Origin of the sequence: Wielerella bovis (genome assembly GCF_022354465.1) — a bacterium.
Lineage (GTDB): Bacteria > Pseudomonadota > Gammaproteobacteria > Burkholderiales > Neisseriaceae > Wielerella > Wielerella bovis.
Genome location: NZ_CP092361.1, coordinates 51630 through 65883, shown reverse-complemented (window position 1 = coordinate 65883; position 14254 = coordinate 51630). Strand labels below are relative to the sequence as shown.

Below are 14254 nucleotides of genomic sequence, written 5' to 3'. Positions count from 1 at the left end.
AGTAACTATGGCTAAAGAAGATACCATTCAGATGCAAGGTGAGATTTTGGAAACTTTGCCTAATGCAACTTTTAAAGTAAAACTCGAAAACGGACACGAAGTGTTGGGTCATATTTCAGGTAAAATGCGTATGCATTACATCCGTATTTCACCTGGTGATAAAGTGACGGTAGAAATGACACCTTATGATTTGACTCGCGCTCGCATTGTTTTCAGAGCTCGATAAACTCGTTGTTACAAGGAAGTAATCATGCGTGTACAACCTTCAGGAAAACCCATTTGTCGCAACTGTAAAGTGATTCGTCGTAATCGCGTAGTTCGCGTCATTTGTACTGATCCTCGTCACAAACAGCGTCAAGGTTAATGGCATTTGCACCAATATGGTGTATGGTTTTAAAAGAAAATTTCTTTTAAAAACAATCTTTCAGGCAGCCTGAAAAGCATACATAATATTTGTGTAATAACGTAATTTTGATTTTTGTGGTATAGTGACAAACTTTTGCCCTTTAAGGAAAAAATATGGCTCGTATTGCAGGGGTAAATATCCCCAACAATGCCCATATCGTTATTGGTTTACAAGCCATTTACGGTATTGGCGCGACTCGTGCTAAAAACATTTGCGAAGCGGCTGGCATTGTGCCCAGCACTAAAGTCAAAGATTTGGATGAGTCTCAATTAGATGCTTTGCGTGAACAAGTTGCCAAATACGAAGTAGAAGGTGACTTGCGTCGTGAAGTTACTATGAACATCAAACGCTTGATTGACATGGGCTGCTATCGTGGTTTCCGTCATCGTCGCGGTTTGCCTTGTCGCGGTCAACGTACTCGCACAAATGCGCGTACTCGCAAAGGTCCACGCAAAGCGATTGCTGGTAAAAAATAATTTTTAAGGAATTAATTGATGGCTAAAGCAAACACAGCCTCACGTGTACGCAAAAAAGTACGCAAAACCGTGAGTGAAGGTATTGTGCATGTTCATGCATCTTTCAACAATACCATCATTACAATCACTGACCGTCAAGGCAATGCATTGTCTTGGGCTACCTCTGGCGGTGCGGGGTTTAAAGGTTCTCGTAAAAGTACACCTTTCGCTGCCCAAGTTGCAGCAGAAGCCGCTGGTAAAGTTGCCCAAGAGTATGGCGTGAAAAATTTAGAAGTTCGCATTAAAGGACCAGGGCCTGGTCGCGAATCTTCTGTGCGTGCGCTCAATGCTCTGGGTTTCAAAATTACCAGCATTACCGATGTTACTCCGTTGCCACACAACGGTTGCCGTCCGCCTAAAAAGCGTCGTATTTAAGGAGTAAAGCATGGCACGTTATATTGGCCCAAAATGTAAATTGGCTCGCCGCGAAGGCACGGATTTGTATCTGAAAAGCGCACGTCGCTCTTTGGAATCTAAATGTAAAATGGAATCTGCACCTGGTCAACATGGCGCAAAAAAACCTCGCTTGTCTGACTACGGGTTGCAATTACGCGAAAAACAAAAAATTCGTCGCATTTATGGTGTGTTGGAGCGTCAATTCCGTCGCTATTTTGCGGAAGCTGATCGCCGTAAAGGCTCTACTGGCGAATTGTTGCTGCAACTGTTGGAATCTCGTTTGGATAATGTGGTGTACCGCATGGGTTTCGCCTCTACTCGCGCTGAAGCGCGCCAACTGGTTTCACACAAAGCTCTGACCGTAAATGGTCAAGTGGTGAACATTCCTTCTTTCCAAGTGAAAGTAGGTGATGTGGTGGCAGTGCGCGAAAAAGCAAAAAAACAAGTACGCATTCAAGAAGCTTTAGGTTTGGCAACGCAAATTGGTATGCCAAGTTGGGTTTCTGTTGATGTGAATAAAATGGAAGGTACTTTCAAAAATGTACCTGACCGCGCTGAATTGTACAGCGATATTAATGAACAGCTGGTGGTAGAGTTCTACTCTAAATAATGCTAGCACAGTGAGGGACAGTTAAATGCAAAACAGCACAACCGAATTTTTGAAACCTCGTCAAATTGATGTGGATACTCTGTCTGCCACTCGCGCCAAAGTTTCAATGCAACCGTTTGAACGTGGTTTTGGGCATACATTAGGTAATGCTTTGCGTCGTATCTTACTGTCATCCATGAATGGCTTTGCTCCTACAGAAGTAACAATTACAGGTGTTTTGCATGAATATTCAACTCTTGACGGTGTTCAAGAAGATGTTGTAGATATTTTGTTGAATATAAAAGGGATTGTATTCAAGTTGCAAGGCGCTCGTACTGAGGCAGTCATTTCTTTGAAAAAAACAGGTTCTGGTCCTGTTATTGCTGGTGATTTTGAATTGCCACATGATGTTGAGATCATCAATCCAGAACAAGTTTTATGCCATTTGGCTGATAATGGCAGCATTGAAATGGAAGTTAAAGTTGAGCAGGGTCGTGGTTACCAAACTGTTTCTGGTCGTCGTAATGCGAAGGAACAAAATAAGATTGGTGCTATTCAATTGGATGCGAGCTTTTCGCCCATTAGCCGTGTTAGTTTTGATGTTGAAGCAGCTCGTGTAGAACAACGTACTGACTTAGATAGTTTAATTTTGGATATAGAAACCAATGGAGCTATTGACCCAGAAGAAGCAGTTCGTACAGCAGCGCGTATTTTAATTGACCAAATGTCCATCTTCGCTGATTTGGAAGGTACACCTGCCGAAGTTGAAGAAGAAAAAGCCCCTCCAATTGACCCAGTATTGTTGCGTCCAGTTGATGATTTAGAATTGACCGTTCGTTCAGCAAACTGTTTGAAGGCAGAGGATATTTATTATATTGGTGATTTGATTCAACGCACTGAAACAGAGTTGTTAAAAACGCCTAACTTAGGTCGTAAATCTTTGAATGAGATCAAAGAGGTTTTGGCTTCTAAAGGTTTAACTTTGGGTTCTAAGCTGGAATCATGGCCTCCCGCTGGCTTGGAAAAGCCCTAAGCTTTAAGATTATTAAAGGATTATGACATGCGTCATCGTAATGGTAACCGCAAATTGAATCGCACTAGTAGCCACCGTGCTGCAATGTTGCGTAATATGGCAAACTCTTTATTAACTCACGAAACGATTGTAACTACTTTGCCAAAAGCAAAAGAGTTACGTCGTGTGGTTGAACCCTTGATTACTTTGGGTAAAAAACCTTCTTTGGCTAACCGTCGTTTGGCATTTGACCGTACTCGTGACCGCGATGTGGTGGTGAAATTGTTTGACGATTTGGGTACACGTTTCGCTACTCGCAATGGTGGTTATGTTCGCATTTTGAAATGTGGCTTCCGTGCTGGCGATAATGCGCCAATGGCTTTGGTTGAGTTAGTTGATAAAGCTGCTGCCGAATAAGTAAGATACTTGCAAATCATAGATTTGTATCAGAAAACCGAGCTGAATTCAGTTCGGTTTTTTATGTTTAGGATACGCAGATATGATTAATCTCTATCAAAAATTGGATATTTTACCGACTGCTTCCGAAGCAGAAATTCAGGCTGCCTTAATCAGTAAGCAAGCACAACTTGAACCTAAAATTATCCAAGCCATACAAGCATGGTTGTTGGTAGCTGATGTTCGTGTGCGATACGATGCCAAGCTCCAAGAAGTTTATCCTGAATTTTTTCAGATTGATGGACTTGTGGAAAATGAAGCCGAGCAATCTATCCTGCAATTATGGCAGCCTGAAATCATTATGCTGCTGGCACTCATCTTTTCTCCCATTTTTGGTGCGTGGTTGGTGGCGATGAATTGGCGCGAAATCGGCGAAGATGCGGATGCTCAATTTAATTTATACGTGGTATGGGGTTTGATTGCACTTGCTTTGTTGATGGTGCTGGTAAGCAGCGTAACAGGCATGGTTGTATCTCCACTTCTGTCCGTTATGGTGGCAGTATTTGTGTGGGCGTGTTGGTTCGGTTTGCTGGGTCGGGAACAACTTAATTTTGTGCGTAATGAATTGGATAATGTGTATGAATACAAAAGTTGGCTTAAACCGATTATTGTGTTGTTAATAGGAATTTTGGTGTATTTTGTCTGTATCATCTTATTAATTCTATTGTTAAAACAATTGGGATTATTACATCCAAGTCTTGCCGCATAAGGCAGCCTGAAAAACAAAAAACGGTACAAACTCTGTACCGTTTTCAGGCTGCATCATTGATTAATCATGCACTTGCAATAATTCCACTTCAAAAATCAAAGTTGCCATCGGCGGAATCACGCGACCTGCACCCCGTGCGCCATAGCCCATTTCAGGCGGAATGGTCAATTTGCGTTTGCCACCTTCTTTCATGCCGTTGAAACCTTCGTCCCACCCCTTAATCACTTGCCCTACACCCAAAGTGATACGCAAAGGGTCATTGCGGTCAAGGCTGCTGTCAAATTTAGTTCCATCTTCCAGCCAGCCCGTGTAATGCACCGTAATGCCTTTACCTTTTTCCGCTTCTTTGCCTGTGCCCACTTGCAAATCTTCAATAATCAAACCCATAATATTTCCTTATTTCATTGCGTGATAAAAATGCAAGCGTATCACAAAAATCTCTTTCAGGCAGCCTGAAAACATGCCAAAATCACAAAAATATACCACACACAAGGAAAACACCATGAAAATTGCCTTTTTAGACCGCGCAGGCTTGCGTTCTCGTCCCATTCAATTCAACTTTCCGTGCGAATACATTGAATATCCCCTGACTGCTCCCGAACAAATTTTGGAGCGAATGAAAGATGTAGATATTCTCCTTGTCAGCAAAGTAGTCATCACCGCTGAACACATTGCTGCCAATCCACAACTCAAACTCATTGCCGTTACTGCCACAGGTTACAATAATATTGACGTTGCCGCCGCCAAAGCCGCAGGCATATCAGTGTGCAATGTCCGAGCATACGGCAATGACAGTGTTGCTGAACACGCTTTTTTGTTGATGCTTGCCCTAGCGCGAAATTTGCCCGCTTATATGCGTGATGTGTCCGCAGGCATGTGGCAAAAATCGCTCACCTATTGCCATTATGGCGCACCACTGCGTGATTTGCGCGGCAAAACTCTCGCCATTTTTGGACGTGGCAACATCGGTGGACGTTTGGGCGAATTAGCGAGCGCATTCGGCATGAATGTGATTTGGGGCGAACACAAACATGCCCACACCGTGCGCGAAGGTTACACCGAGTTTCAGGCTGCCTTAAAACAAGCCGATGCCATCTCGCTCAATTGTCCGCTTAGCGAACAAACACGCAATATGATAGGCGAAGCCGAATTGAAAATGATGAAACCCAACGCGATTTTGATTAATGTCGGACGCGGTGGCTTGGCAGATGAACAAGCCGTTATTGCCGCGCTGAAATATGGACAATTAGGTGGTGCAGGTTTTGATGTTTTGACTACCGAACCACCACGCGAAGGTAATCCCTTGCTGACATCGTTGCCTAATTTAATCGTAACGCCGCACATGGCATGGGCGAGCGAAGAAGCAATTGAAAACTTGGTATCGGGTGTGGAAGACAACGTTAATCAATTTGTTGCAGGTAAACCGCAGAATATTTTGTAATTAAAAAAGGCAGCCTGAAAAATATTTTCAGGCTGCCTTTTGGGTATCAATAAAGTGTTATAGTGGATCTAATTTAAATCAGGATAAGGCGACAGTGACCGCCGTGTACACCGAGTACATAAGGGAGCTGTACTGGTTTAAATTGAATTTACTATAATTTATTTATCATTGAAAAATGGTGTAATTTTTGCTAGACGTATATAATCTTATTTTCAGGCTGCCTCAAAACGTGTCTGAATAACATCTACATTAACAGGAAACGCATCATGATTAACCAATTTGAGATTAACAATTACGTTAAAAAACAGCTGGATATTTATTTGGTAGAAAAATCGCTGACCTTGAGACAAGCGATGGATGATGAAACCACCAGCAAAGAAGTAGCGGCTATTTTGCACGCAGGTTTTCCAAAAATGGTACAAAAAATCTATTCATTGGCAAAATTTGAAACGTTTTTTTGGGAAAAACGCGATTTGCTGCATGAACATCTGAAAAATCGTTTGGAAGCATTGGAAAGAGCAGCCGCGAAAAAAGCGAAATAATAGACATGGGCAGCCTGAAAATATTTTTCAGGCTGCCCATATTATTGATTAAATGGAATAATCGTCTTTTAATAAATGTTTGTAGGCATACAAATACGAAGCCGCCACAAACGATGTGCCACCCACCACATTACCCAAAAACACAGGCAACATATTGGTAAAAAATTGCCCCCAAGTAATCGGCGCACCTGCAAAAATCCCTGCTGGAATCATCACCATATTCGCCACAAAATGCTGAAAACCAATCAAGATAAAAATCATCACAGGAAACCACATCGCCAAAATGCGCCCCGAAGTTTGTTTTGCGCCAAAATAAAACCAAATCCCCATGCAAACCAACCAATTACACGCAATTGCCGACACAAAAGAACGACCAAAATCCATGTTTACTTTGCTTTGTGCGATAGCGATGGTTTTGTTGATAGTAGCCCCTTCTGACAAGCCGACATAATGCCCCAAAAAATACGCCACAAACAATGCGCCTACCAAATTACCTACGCTCACCAGCAACCAATTACGCAGCAATTTGGAAAAGCGCACACGGCGTGTGTATTTGCCCAATGCCATAATCATCATATTGCCCGTTGCCAGTTCGCCACCACCAATCAAAATGCAAATCAGGCAAATGGGAAACACCGCCGCGCCTAGCAATGCTGCCAAACCACTCCATTGTGCAGGTATGCCGCTGACCACTTTCAAATATGCCAAATAACCAAATCCGACATATGCGCCACCTAGAAAACTTAAAATTGACAGCATTTTCAGGCTGGCATTGGCTTTGCTTTCAGTTTTGCTGATGATTTCTTGCAAGATTTCGTGGGGGTATAAGTCGCGTTGGGTGTCCATGGTTATGCAATCCAAATAAAAAAATCCATTTTAACGATTTAAAATGGATTTTCATAAGAATCAAATTTCATAAATGATATAGCGGAAATTTTCAGGCTGCCTGTAATACACTGATTCCCAAAATAAAAAACATCAACACCGCTACCCAAATTAACCACCGTTTCACACTTGCCCACACTGCCCGATGATACGCCGCCAATTGCTCGGGCGCACGGCGGTATCGCCAACGGTAAAAACCATATTTGCCCAATTTCAATAAAATAAATGCCCCAATCCCCGCAAAAAATACATCGCCCACATTAAACACCACATGCGACACAGGTTCAAGCCGATTGCCCACAATGCGGTAACGCGATTCGCTGTACCACAATGCGCCTTCGTTATGGAAAATCAGGCTGCCATCATCTGCCTGAAACAGGCAATCTTCTTGTTGGCAAGATTTTTCAGGCTGCCTGTTCCACACTTCGGGCATGGTCTGCGCTTCTTGAAACGGCACGGCGTACCGTGAACCGTCTGCTGCCACAATCGCCACGCGGAACGGTTTATCGGGCGTCGTCTGATTGGTAATGTGTGGTATTGAGCATTTTGAAGGTTTGAGCCAACACGATAGTCAAACCAAACCACAATGCCCATAAACACAGGGCGGTGAATAATTGTTTGAGTGATTTCATAAGGTAATTTATTTTTCAGGCTGCCTGAAAACCTATTTCGCGTCTTTAAACCCACGCTTCACATGCACCATCAACAAAGCAATGCTCACAGGCGTAACCCCAGAAATGCGGCTCGCTTGCCCCAAAGTTTCGGGTTGGTGTTGCGTCAATTTCTGCTGTACTTCTACCGATAAACCTTTGACTTTGCTGTAATCCATGTTTTCAGGCAGCCTGAATGTTTCCAAATCACGCCGACCGTCAATTTCTTCGTTTTGGCGGTCAATGTAGCCCTGATATTTCACTTGAATTTCAACCTGTTCCGCCACATCATCCGCCAAAATATTTTCAGGCTGCGCGTTGGGCAAACTCATCAAATCCGCATAATTCACATTCGGGCGGCGCAACAAATCGTGCAAATTTGCTTCACGGCTCAATTTTTGCCCCAACACGCGCATTTGCTCGTCTTCCGCCAATTTTTGTGGCGTGTACCATGTGGATTTAAGACGTTGAATTTCCAATTCAATTTGCTCGCGTTTTTGCTCAAACGCACGCCATTGTGCTTCCGACACCAAACCGATTTTGTAGCCGTCTTCGGTCAAACGCATGTCCGCATTGTCTTCGCGCAACTGCAAACGGTATTCCGCGCGACTGGTAAACATGCGATACGGCTCGTTCACGCCTTTGGTAATCAAATCATCAATCAAAACACCAAGATACGCCTGTTCGCGGCGCAACAAAAGCGGGTCTTGTTCGCGCACAAATTGCACAGCATTCGCACCAGCCAACAAGCCTTGCGCGGCGGCTTCTTCGTAGCCCGTTGTGCCGTTGATTTGTCCTGCGAAAAACAAACCTTGCACGGTTTTCGTTTCCAAGCTGGCTTTCAAATTGCGCGGGTCAAAATAATCGTATTCAATCGCGTAACCAGGGCGCAAAAGATGGGCGTTTTCCAACCCTTTCATGCTGCGAATCAAACCTAATTGAATATCAAAGGGTAAGCTGGTGGACAGACCGCTGGGATAATATTCGTTGGTATTCAAGCCTTCTGGTTCAAGGAAAATTTGGTGGCTGTCTTTGTCTGCAAAGCGATTGACTTTGTCTTCAATGGACGGGCAATAGCGCGGGCCCACGCCTTCAATTTTGCCTGTAAACATCGGGCTGCGGTCAAAGCCACTGCGAATAATTTCGTGTGTTTTTGTGTTGGTATGCGTAATCCAACATGGGATTTGTCGGGGGTGCATGGCTGCGTTGCCGCGCACCGAAAATACGGGCACGGGCGTGTCGCCAGCTTGTTCTTCCAGTTGCGAAAAATCAATGGTGCGCCCGTCAATGCGTGGCGGCGTGCCTGTTTTTAAACGGCTTTGTGGCAAATTCAATTCTTTCAGGCAGCCTGAAAGTCCTTGCGCGGCAGGGTCGCCAGCGCGTCCGCCTGCGTAATTTTCCAAACCAATGTGGATTTTGCCCGCCAAAAATGTGCCAGCAGTCAGCACCAAAGCGCGGCATTTGAACACCACGCCCATTGCAGTTTTCGCACCTGAAACGCGGTCGCCATCCAAAATAATGTCTTCCACCGCTTGTTGGAATAAATCCAGATTTTCTTGATTTTCAAGCATGTGGCGAATGGCGGCTTTGTACAACACACGGTCGGCTTGGGCACGCGTGGCACGAACCGCCGCACCTTTGGACGCATTCAAACGGCGAAATTGTATGCCCGACATATCGGTCGCCAACGCCATGGCACCGCCCAGCGCGTCCACTTCGCGCACCAAATGCCCTTTGCCGATGCCACCAATGGACGGATTGCAGGACATTTGTCCCAGAGTTTCAATATTGTGTGTCAAAAGAAGGGTTTGTGCGCCCATGCGTGCGGCGGCGAGTGCGGCTTCCGTGCCAGCGTGTCCGCCACCGACAACGATGATGTCGTAAGTTTTGGGGTAAATCATGTGTGTTTTGCTTTCATTACAATAGTTTCAGGCAGCCTGAAAGTATTGTCGTTTAAAATAAAAATAATACCGCGTTACCAGCTCCCTTATGCACTAAATGTACACGGCGGTCGCTTCCGCCTTGTCTTATTTTTATTTTAAACGACTATATGTTTTCAGGCTGCCTTATTCATTCAAAATAATTAGGGCGGATTTTACGCGATTTTAGGCAGCCTGAAAATTGGTACGAAAGGTTTATTTGAGTTGGCAATGAATTGCTTATATGGATAGTGTTTTCAGGCTGCCTATTTGTTTATAGTGAATCCACTATACAAAATAATCGGTGCTTATCTGACTTTTGTCGCACGCAATAGGCAGCCTGAAAACTTTTCGCGTTACAATACGCAAGCTATTTTTCAGGCTGCCTATTGATACAGAAAAAGGAAATCATCATGTCGCACAAAATCCAATGCCCACATTGCCAAACGGCGTTTACCATTGACAAAGCGGGTTATGCCGATATTCAAAATCAGGTACGCACGCAGGAATTTGAACGCGAAATCAATAAGCGCGTGGCGCAGTTGCAAGAAAAATTCAATAGTGATTTGACATTGGCAAACACGCGCGCGCAACAGGATTTTCAGGCTGCCTTGTCGCAAAAAGAACAAGAAATTGTGCAATTAAATGCGAAAATTCAAAATCATGAAGCGGACAGTCGTTTGGCGGTGGCGCAGGCGGAAGAAATTTTGAAGCAAAAATTGGCGGATAGTGAGCGCGAGTTGGCGCAATTACGAGCGCAATCGGAAGCAAAATTGTTGCAAAAGGACAGCGAAAACCAGTTGCGCTTGTTGGAACAAACAAACGCGCAGCAGCAACAGGTGTTGATGTTGCAAAATCAAGTAGCGATGCAGGAAAAAGAATTTGCGCTGGAACGGCAAAATCTGCTAAAGAATCATGCGATTGCCTTGAAATTGAAAGACGATGAAATTGAGTTGTATAAAAATTATAAGGCTAAATTGTCCACCAAAATGTTGGGGGAAAGTTTGGAGCAGCATTGTGAGATTGAATTTAATCGCATTCGGGCGGCGGCGTTTCCGCGCGCGCAATTTGGGAAGGATAATGATGTTTCCAGCGGCAGTAAGGGCGATTATATTTATCGTGAGTGCGATGAACTGGGCAATGAAATCGTGTCCATTATGTTTGAGATGAAAAACGAAAACGATACAACGGCTACCAAGAAGAAAAATGGCGATTTTTTCAAGGAATTGGACAAGGATAGGCGCGAGAAAAAATGTGAATATGCGGTACTGGTGTCGTTGTTGGAAAGCGAAAGTGAGTTGTATAACGCGGGCATTGTGGATGTGTCGCACGAATATCCGAAAATGTATGTGGTGCGTCCGCAATTTTTTGTACCGCTGATTTCTTTGTTGCGTAATGCGTCGTTGAATGCGCTGCAATATAAGCAGGAATTGGCAACTATGCGCGAGCAAAATGTGGATATTACCAATTTTGAAAATGATTTGAACACATTTAAAGCAGCATTTGGCAAGAATTATGAATTGGCGAGTCGCCGTTTCCAAGAAGCGATTGATGGGATTGATAAGACCATTAAACAGTTAGAAAAAACCAAAGAGGCACTATTGTCTTCGGAAAACAATCTGCGCTTGGCAAATAATAAGGCGGAAGATTTGACGGTGAAAAAATTGGTACGCAAAAATCCGACCATGAAGGCGAAGTTTGAGGCTTTGGGGAAATTGGATTTGGATTGATGATTGGGGTTGATAGGCAGCCTGAAAACTGAAAAAAATATTTTTCAGGCTGCCTAAATATTTTTGAAAGCACATTAAATGCCTACTTTATTTTTGCCTATTTCTCTATTTCGCATTCTAGTCCATACTTTGTTGCTGCTGATTTGCGGCGTGATTTTCTATTACCTAGATGGCGAAAGTAAAATCGTTGCGCTGGTCTTTTTGGGCTGGATTTTTTATTTTTGGCTAAAATTTTACATTCGTTTGTGGCGACTTTTGGCAGACATGCCCTACATCGTTTTGAATAAACATGGTTTGTTGATTCATCAATATCATCAGTCATTTAAAGTACATTTATCGCATGAGCAAATCAAATGGGTGGATATTTTATACGCCTACACCATTAAAAATAAACACAATGAAATCAAAAAGCTCCATATTATTATCCGACATGGAGATGATAGTGAAAAAATCACTTTAAGCATTGCCACCAAACACTTTGAACTTGCCCAGAAAAAATTAACGAAAAAACAAAGACAAAATCTTTTATACCAATACCAAAAACGCATTTTGCAACATTGCTTAAATGAAAACGTCCCACCCATGCCCACGCTGAATTTGCAACATTTGCCCAATCCGAAAACATGGCGTTTTTATCCATGGGCAGATTGGCTACTCTTTGGCTTATTGAATCTTGCCAGTTTTCCGCTTTTGGGTGTTATTTACTTGTTTTATTTGAAAAATGTGCCATCATCATGGCAAAATTGGACAATCAATTTTGGGACGCATACTTTGGTAGGATTGGCAATGTTGCTTTTGACTGGCGCATTGATTTTTGCTTATCTCTATTTTTTGCTAGAAATTGTTTTGCCAACGCGCCTGACTTTATCCCAACGTGGTTTAACCATACACAAAAATACACCATTTTTGCAAAGCACGCATTTTGATTGGGCGCAAATTCATGACACACAAATCCAACTTGTTCGTGGCAGTGGGCGATTACAATATATTTTAGAAGTGGATATTCTGCCACACCCTCGTTCACGGATTGTGTTTACTTATCATTTGGCACAAACTGGGTCGTTGGGAAAATATAAATTAGATGAGATGGTTTCAATAATTCAATTAGTTACGGTAGATAAATATGATTGGAAACCTCATTATCTGCGTGTATCGTATGTGGAATAAATTTTTCAGGCTGCCTTTTTAAATATATAAATAAATATTCAGGCAGCCTGAAACCTTTAATTTCCATCAAACAAAAGGATAAAAATCATGGCACAAAAACCAATATTGGGTTTTTCGTTGGCATTATTGGCAACGGCAACTTGGGGCACATTGCCTTTGGCGGCGCAACAAGTGCTGAAAGTGATGGACGCGCAAACTTTGGTGTGGGGACGATTTTGGGCGGCGGCGATTGTGCTACTGGGTATATTGGCGATGCGCGGACATTTGCCCAAATGGTCGCAATTTAGCCAGCGACACGTACTTTTGTTGCTAATGGGCGTGATTGGGCTGACAGGTAATTTTACCTTTTTTGCCAAAGCGTTAAACTATATTTCGCCCACCACCATTCAAATTTTGTGGCAACTCGCACCCTTTGCCATGATGACATGCGGCATCATCGTCTTCAAAGAAACTTTGGGACGATTTCAAAAAATCGGTGCGCTGGTGTTGGTTATCGGTTTAATCGCATTTTTCAACGACCGATTTGCCGAAATTCTGCAACTGGGAACTTACGCATTGGGTGTCTTATTGGGTTCAGCCGCTAGCATTATTTGGGTGGTGTATGCAGTGGCGCAAAAATTACTGCTGAAAACCTTTTCATCGGCACAAGTATTGATGATGCTGTATTTTGGTTGCGGCATTTTGCTCACACCGATTGTCAGCCCCAGCGATTTAGGCAGCCTGAACGGATTTACCTTACTGTGTTTTGTCTATTGCTGCGCCAACACGCTCATTGCGTATGGAGCATACGGCGAATCGCTGAACCATTGGGATGCATCCAAAATCAGCGTGATTACCACCATGTTGCCGATTTTTACCATGCTGTTTTCACTCATTGCCCATTGGATTGCGCCGACAACATTTCCACCTTTGGCAATGAATACATTGAGTTATTTGGGCGCATTTATTGTCGTAGCAGGTGCGATTTTGGCAGCAGTTGGCGATAAATTATTGCGGCATAAATAGTTTTCAGGCTGCCTTTTGTGATATGCAGCCTGAAAAACACATCATCATTCATATTAACGGGGAAAAACATGATTGTATCTTTGGATATTGACGCACAAAAAACCTTCACACCCTTGTGCCCAAGCGAATTACCCATTCCCGAAGGCGAACAAATTGTCGCCGAACTCAACGCCCAAGCCGCACTTGCCGACTTACGCGTGATGAGTAAAGACGCGCACAGTCCATCTGCACAATGGTTGGTCAGCAGCCACGCCGAACAATTGCGCGACACAGGTTTGCCCAATGCACGCGAAACATGGGTTTCACACGCCATAGTCGGTACAGAAGGTTTCAGGCTGCTGGACGGTTTGCCAGCCATTACCGAATACGATTATTGCGTGTGGAAAGGCGTAGAACCCGATATGCACCCCTACGGCGCGTGTTATCACGATTTGGCGGAAAAATTGAGTACAGGTTTGATTGAATGGCTGCATGCAAAAGGCGCGAAAACTTTGATTGTGGGCGGCTTGGCGACCGATTATTGCGTAAAAACCACCGTGTTGCAGTTGCTGCGTGGTGGCGATTGGCAAGTTATCGTCAATCGCGCCGCGTGTCGTGGTATTGCGCCTGAAACCATTGCGTTGGCGTGGCAAGATATGGCGGAACAAGGCGCGATTGTGTTGGATAATGCGGCGCAAATCGCAAATTATTTGCAAAAATAAGCCAAAGGCAGCCTGAAAAACGTAATACATATTTTCAGGCTGCCTATTAATTATAAATATCTTTAATATTTTGATATAAATATAATTTTGTATCAATAACTTAATGATTAAAATGGGCTTTCAGGCTGCCT

19 protein-coding genes are annotated in these 14254 nt (G+C 43.6%); 14 read left to right on the top strand and 5 right to left on the bottom strand.

Annotated features, from left to right (window positions below; translation table 11 throughout):
* The first annotated feature begins 7 nt into the window (after positions 1 to 7).
* The 8 genes from infA to MIS45_RS00330 all read left to right on the top strand — a co-directional run bounded on the left by infA (position 8) and on the right by MIS45_RS00330 (position 4083).
* On the top strand, positions 8 to 226 hold the full coding sequence (infA, locus tag MIS45_RS00365) for a translation initiation factor IF-1 (RefSeq protein ID WP_003788578.1): 219 nt from the start codon (positions 8 to 10) through the stop codon (positions 224 to 226).
* Positions 227 to 250: 24 nt separating this feature from the next.
* On the top strand, positions 251 to 364 hold the full coding sequence (gene rpmJ, locus MIS45_RS00360) for a 50S ribosomal protein L36 (protein WP_249450655.1): 114 nt from the start codon (positions 251 to 253) through the stop codon (positions 362 to 364).
* Positions 365 to 519: 155 nt separating this feature from the next.
* Complete coding sequence (gene rpsM, locus MIS45_RS00355; protein ID WP_249444189.1) at positions 520 to 882, top strand: 30S ribosomal protein S13; 363 nt, start codon at positions 520 to 522, stop codon at positions 880 to 882.
* Between the two features lie 18 nt (positions 883 to 900).
* Entirely contained in the window at positions 901 to 1296 is a 396-nt protein-coding gene (rpsK, locus tag MIS45_RS00350; protein ID WP_002216249.1) for a 30S ribosomal protein S11, read from the top strand.
* Positions 1297 to 1306: 10 nt separating this feature from the next.
* Positions 1307 to 1927, top strand: coding sequence for a 30S ribosomal protein S4 (gene rpsD, locus MIS45_RS00345; protein WP_249450654.1), 621 nt, complete (start codon positions 1307 to 1309; stop codon positions 1925 to 1927).
* Positions 1928 to 1952: 25 nt separating this feature from the next.
* Positions 1953 to 2939 carry a DNA-directed RNA polymerase subunit alpha gene (locus MIS45_RS00340; RefSeq protein WP_249442701.1) on the top strand — a complete coding sequence of 329 codons (987 nt, stop codon included), beginning with the start codon at positions 1953 to 1955 and terminating at the stop codon, positions 2937 to 2939.
* 27 nt (positions 2940 to 2966) lie between these two features.
* Positions 2967 to 3335 (top strand): 50S ribosomal protein L17, encoded by a 369-nt coding sequence (gene rplQ / locus MIS45_RS00335; protein WP_249446958.1) that lies wholly within the window; start codon positions 2967 to 2969, stop codon positions 3333 to 3335.
* A gap of 82 nt (positions 3336 to 3417) precedes the next feature.
* Complete coding sequence (locus MIS45_RS00330) at positions 3418 to 4083, top strand: hypothetical protein (RefSeq protein WP_249450653.1); 666 nt, start codon at positions 3418 to 3420, stop codon at positions 4081 to 4083.
* A 60-nt stretch (positions 4084 to 4143) separates the two neighbouring features.
* On the opposite strand, the gene MIS45_RS00325 is transcribed toward MIS45_RS00330, so the two are convergent.
* The gene (locus MIS45_RS00325; RefSeq protein ID WP_249448722.1) at positions 4144 to 4470 is read right to left on the bottom strand and encodes an FKBP-type peptidyl-prolyl cis-trans isomerase; all 327 of its coding nucleotides are present in this window, start codon (positions 4468 to 4470) and stop codon (positions 4144 to 4146) included.
* 115 nt (positions 4471 to 4585) lie between these two features.
* Between MIS45_RS00325 and MIS45_RS00320 the strand changes: the two genes are divergently transcribed.
* Positions 4586 to 5524, top strand: a complete 939-nt coding sequence (locus MIS45_RS00320; protein ID WP_249450652.1) for a D-2-hydroxyacid dehydrogenase — start codon at positions 4586 to 4588, stop codon at positions 5522 to 5524.
* 266 nt (positions 5525 to 5790) lie between these two features.
* Complete coding sequence (locus MIS45_RS00315; protein ID WP_249442697.1) at positions 5791 to 6066, top strand: hypothetical protein; 276 nt, start codon at positions 5791 to 5793, stop codon at positions 6064 to 6066.
* Positions 6067 to 6114: 48 nt separating this feature from the next.
* Here the strand turns inward: MIS45_RS00315 and MIS45_RS00310 are convergent, their stop codons facing one another.
* The 4 genes from MIS45_RS00310 to mnmG form a co-directional block, all read right to left on the bottom strand.
* Positions 6115 to 6912, bottom strand: coding sequence for a formate/nitrite transporter family protein (locus tag MIS45_RS00310; RefSeq protein ID WP_249450651.1), 798 nt, complete (start codon positions 6910 to 6912; stop codon positions 6115 to 6117).
* Between the two features lie 91 nt (positions 6913 to 7003).
* Positions 7004 to 7444 carry a hypothetical protein gene (locus MIS45_RS00305; protein WP_249450650.1) on the bottom strand — a complete coding sequence of 147 codons (441 nt, stop codon included), beginning with the start codon at positions 7442 to 7444 and terminating at the stop codon, positions 7004 to 7006.
* 10 nt (positions 7445 to 7454) lie between these two features.
* A complete protein-coding gene (locus MIS45_RS11290; RefSeq protein WP_283397423.1) occupies positions 7455 to 7583 on the bottom strand; it encodes a hypothetical protein in 129 nt (42 codons plus the stop codon).
* Between the two features lie 32 nt (positions 7584 to 7615).
* Positions 7616 to 9502, bottom strand: a complete 1887-nt coding sequence (gene mnmG / locus MIS45_RS00300) for a tRNA uridine-5-carboxymethylaminomethyl(34) synthesis enzyme MnmG (protein ID WP_249450649.1) — start codon at positions 9500 to 9502, stop codon at positions 7616 to 7618.
* Between the two features lie 431 nt (positions 9503 to 9933).
* On the opposite strand from mnmG, the gene MIS45_RS00295 reads away from it, so the two are divergent.
* From MIS45_RS00295 to MIS45_RS00280, 4 genes are all read left to right on the top strand, one after another.
* Entirely contained in the window at positions 9934 to 11250 is a 1317-nt protein-coding gene (locus MIS45_RS00295) for a DUF2130 domain-containing protein (RefSeq protein WP_249450648.1), read from the top strand.
* A gap of 78 nt (positions 11251 to 11328) precedes the next feature.
* Positions 11329 to 12417, top strand: a complete 1089-nt coding sequence (locus tag MIS45_RS00290) for a hypothetical protein (RefSeq protein WP_249450647.1) — start codon at positions 11329 to 11331, stop codon at positions 12415 to 12417.
* An 84-nt stretch (positions 12418 to 12501) separates the two neighbouring features.
* Positions 12502 to 13422, top strand: coding sequence for a DMT family transporter (locus tag MIS45_RS00285; protein ID WP_249451389.1), 921 nt, complete (start codon positions 12502 to 12504; stop codon positions 13420 to 13422).
* A gap of 68 nt (positions 13423 to 13490) precedes the next feature.
* Positions 13491 to 14123 carry a nicotinamidase gene (locus MIS45_RS00280; protein WP_249450646.1) on the top strand — a complete coding sequence of 211 codons (633 nt, stop codon included), beginning with the start codon at positions 13491 to 13493 and terminating at the stop codon, positions 14121 to 14123.
* Positions 14124 to 14254 lie beyond the last annotated feature (131 nt).

Coding starts and splice junctions, on each gene's coding strand:
- infA (WP_003788578.1), top strand. CDS start 8: ATGGCTAAAGAAGATACCATTCAGATGCAAGGTGAGATTTTGGAAACT.
- rpmJ (WP_249450655.1), top strand. CDS start 251: ATGCGTGTACAACCTTCAGGAAAACCCATTTGTCGCAACTGTAAAGTG.
- rpsM (WP_249444189.1), top strand. CDS start 520: ATGGCTCGTATTGCAGGGGTAAATATCCCCAACAATGCCCATATCGTT.
- rpsK (WP_002216249.1), top strand. CDS start 901: ATGGCTAAAGCAAACACAGCCTCACGTGTACGCAAAAAAGTACGCAAA.
- rpsD (WP_249450654.1), top strand. CDS start 1,307: ATGGCACGTTATATTGGCCCAAAATGTAAATTGGCTCGCCGCGAAGGC.
- MIS45_RS00340 (WP_249442701.1), top strand. CDS start 1,953: ATGCAAAACAGCACAACCGAATTTTTGAAACCTCGTCAAATTGATGTG.
- rplQ (WP_249446958.1), top strand. CDS start 2,967: ATGCGTCATCGTAATGGTAACCGCAAATTGAATCGCACTAGTAGCCAC.
- MIS45_RS00330 (WP_249450653.1), top strand. CDS start 3,418: ATGATTAATCTCTATCAAAAATTGGATATTTTACCGACTGCTTCCGAA.
- MIS45_RS00325 (WP_249448722.1), bottom strand. CDS start 4,470: ATGGGTTTGATTATTGAAGATTTGCAAGTGGGCACAGGCAAAGAAGCG.
- MIS45_RS00320 (WP_249450652.1), top strand. CDS start 4,586: ATGAAAATTGCCTTTTTAGACCGCGCAGGCTTGCGTTCTCGTCCCATT.
- MIS45_RS00315 (WP_249442697.1), top strand. CDS start 5,791: ATGATTAACCAATTTGAGATTAACAATTACGTTAAAAAACAGCTGGAT.
- MIS45_RS00310 (WP_249450651.1), bottom strand. CDS start 6,912: ATGGACACCCAACGCGACTTATACCCCCACGAAATCTTGCAAGAAATC.
- MIS45_RS11290 (WP_283397423.1), bottom strand. CDS start 7,583: ATGAAATCACTCAAACAATTATTCACCGCCCTGTGTTTATGGGCATTG.
- mnmG (WP_249450649.1), bottom strand. CDS start 9,502: ATGATTTACCCCAAAACTTACGACATCATCGTTGTCGGTGGCGGACAC.
- MIS45_RS00295 (WP_249450648.1), top strand. CDS start 9,934: ATGTCGCACAAAATCCAATGCCCACATTGCCAAACGGCGTTTACCATT.
- MIS45_RS00290 (WP_249450647.1), top strand. CDS start 11,329: ATGCCTACTTTATTTTTGCCTATTTCTCTATTTCGCATTCTAGTCCAT.
- MIS45_RS00280 (WP_249450646.1), top strand. CDS start 13,491: ATGATTGTATCTTTGGATATTGACGCACAAAAAACCTTCACACCCTTG.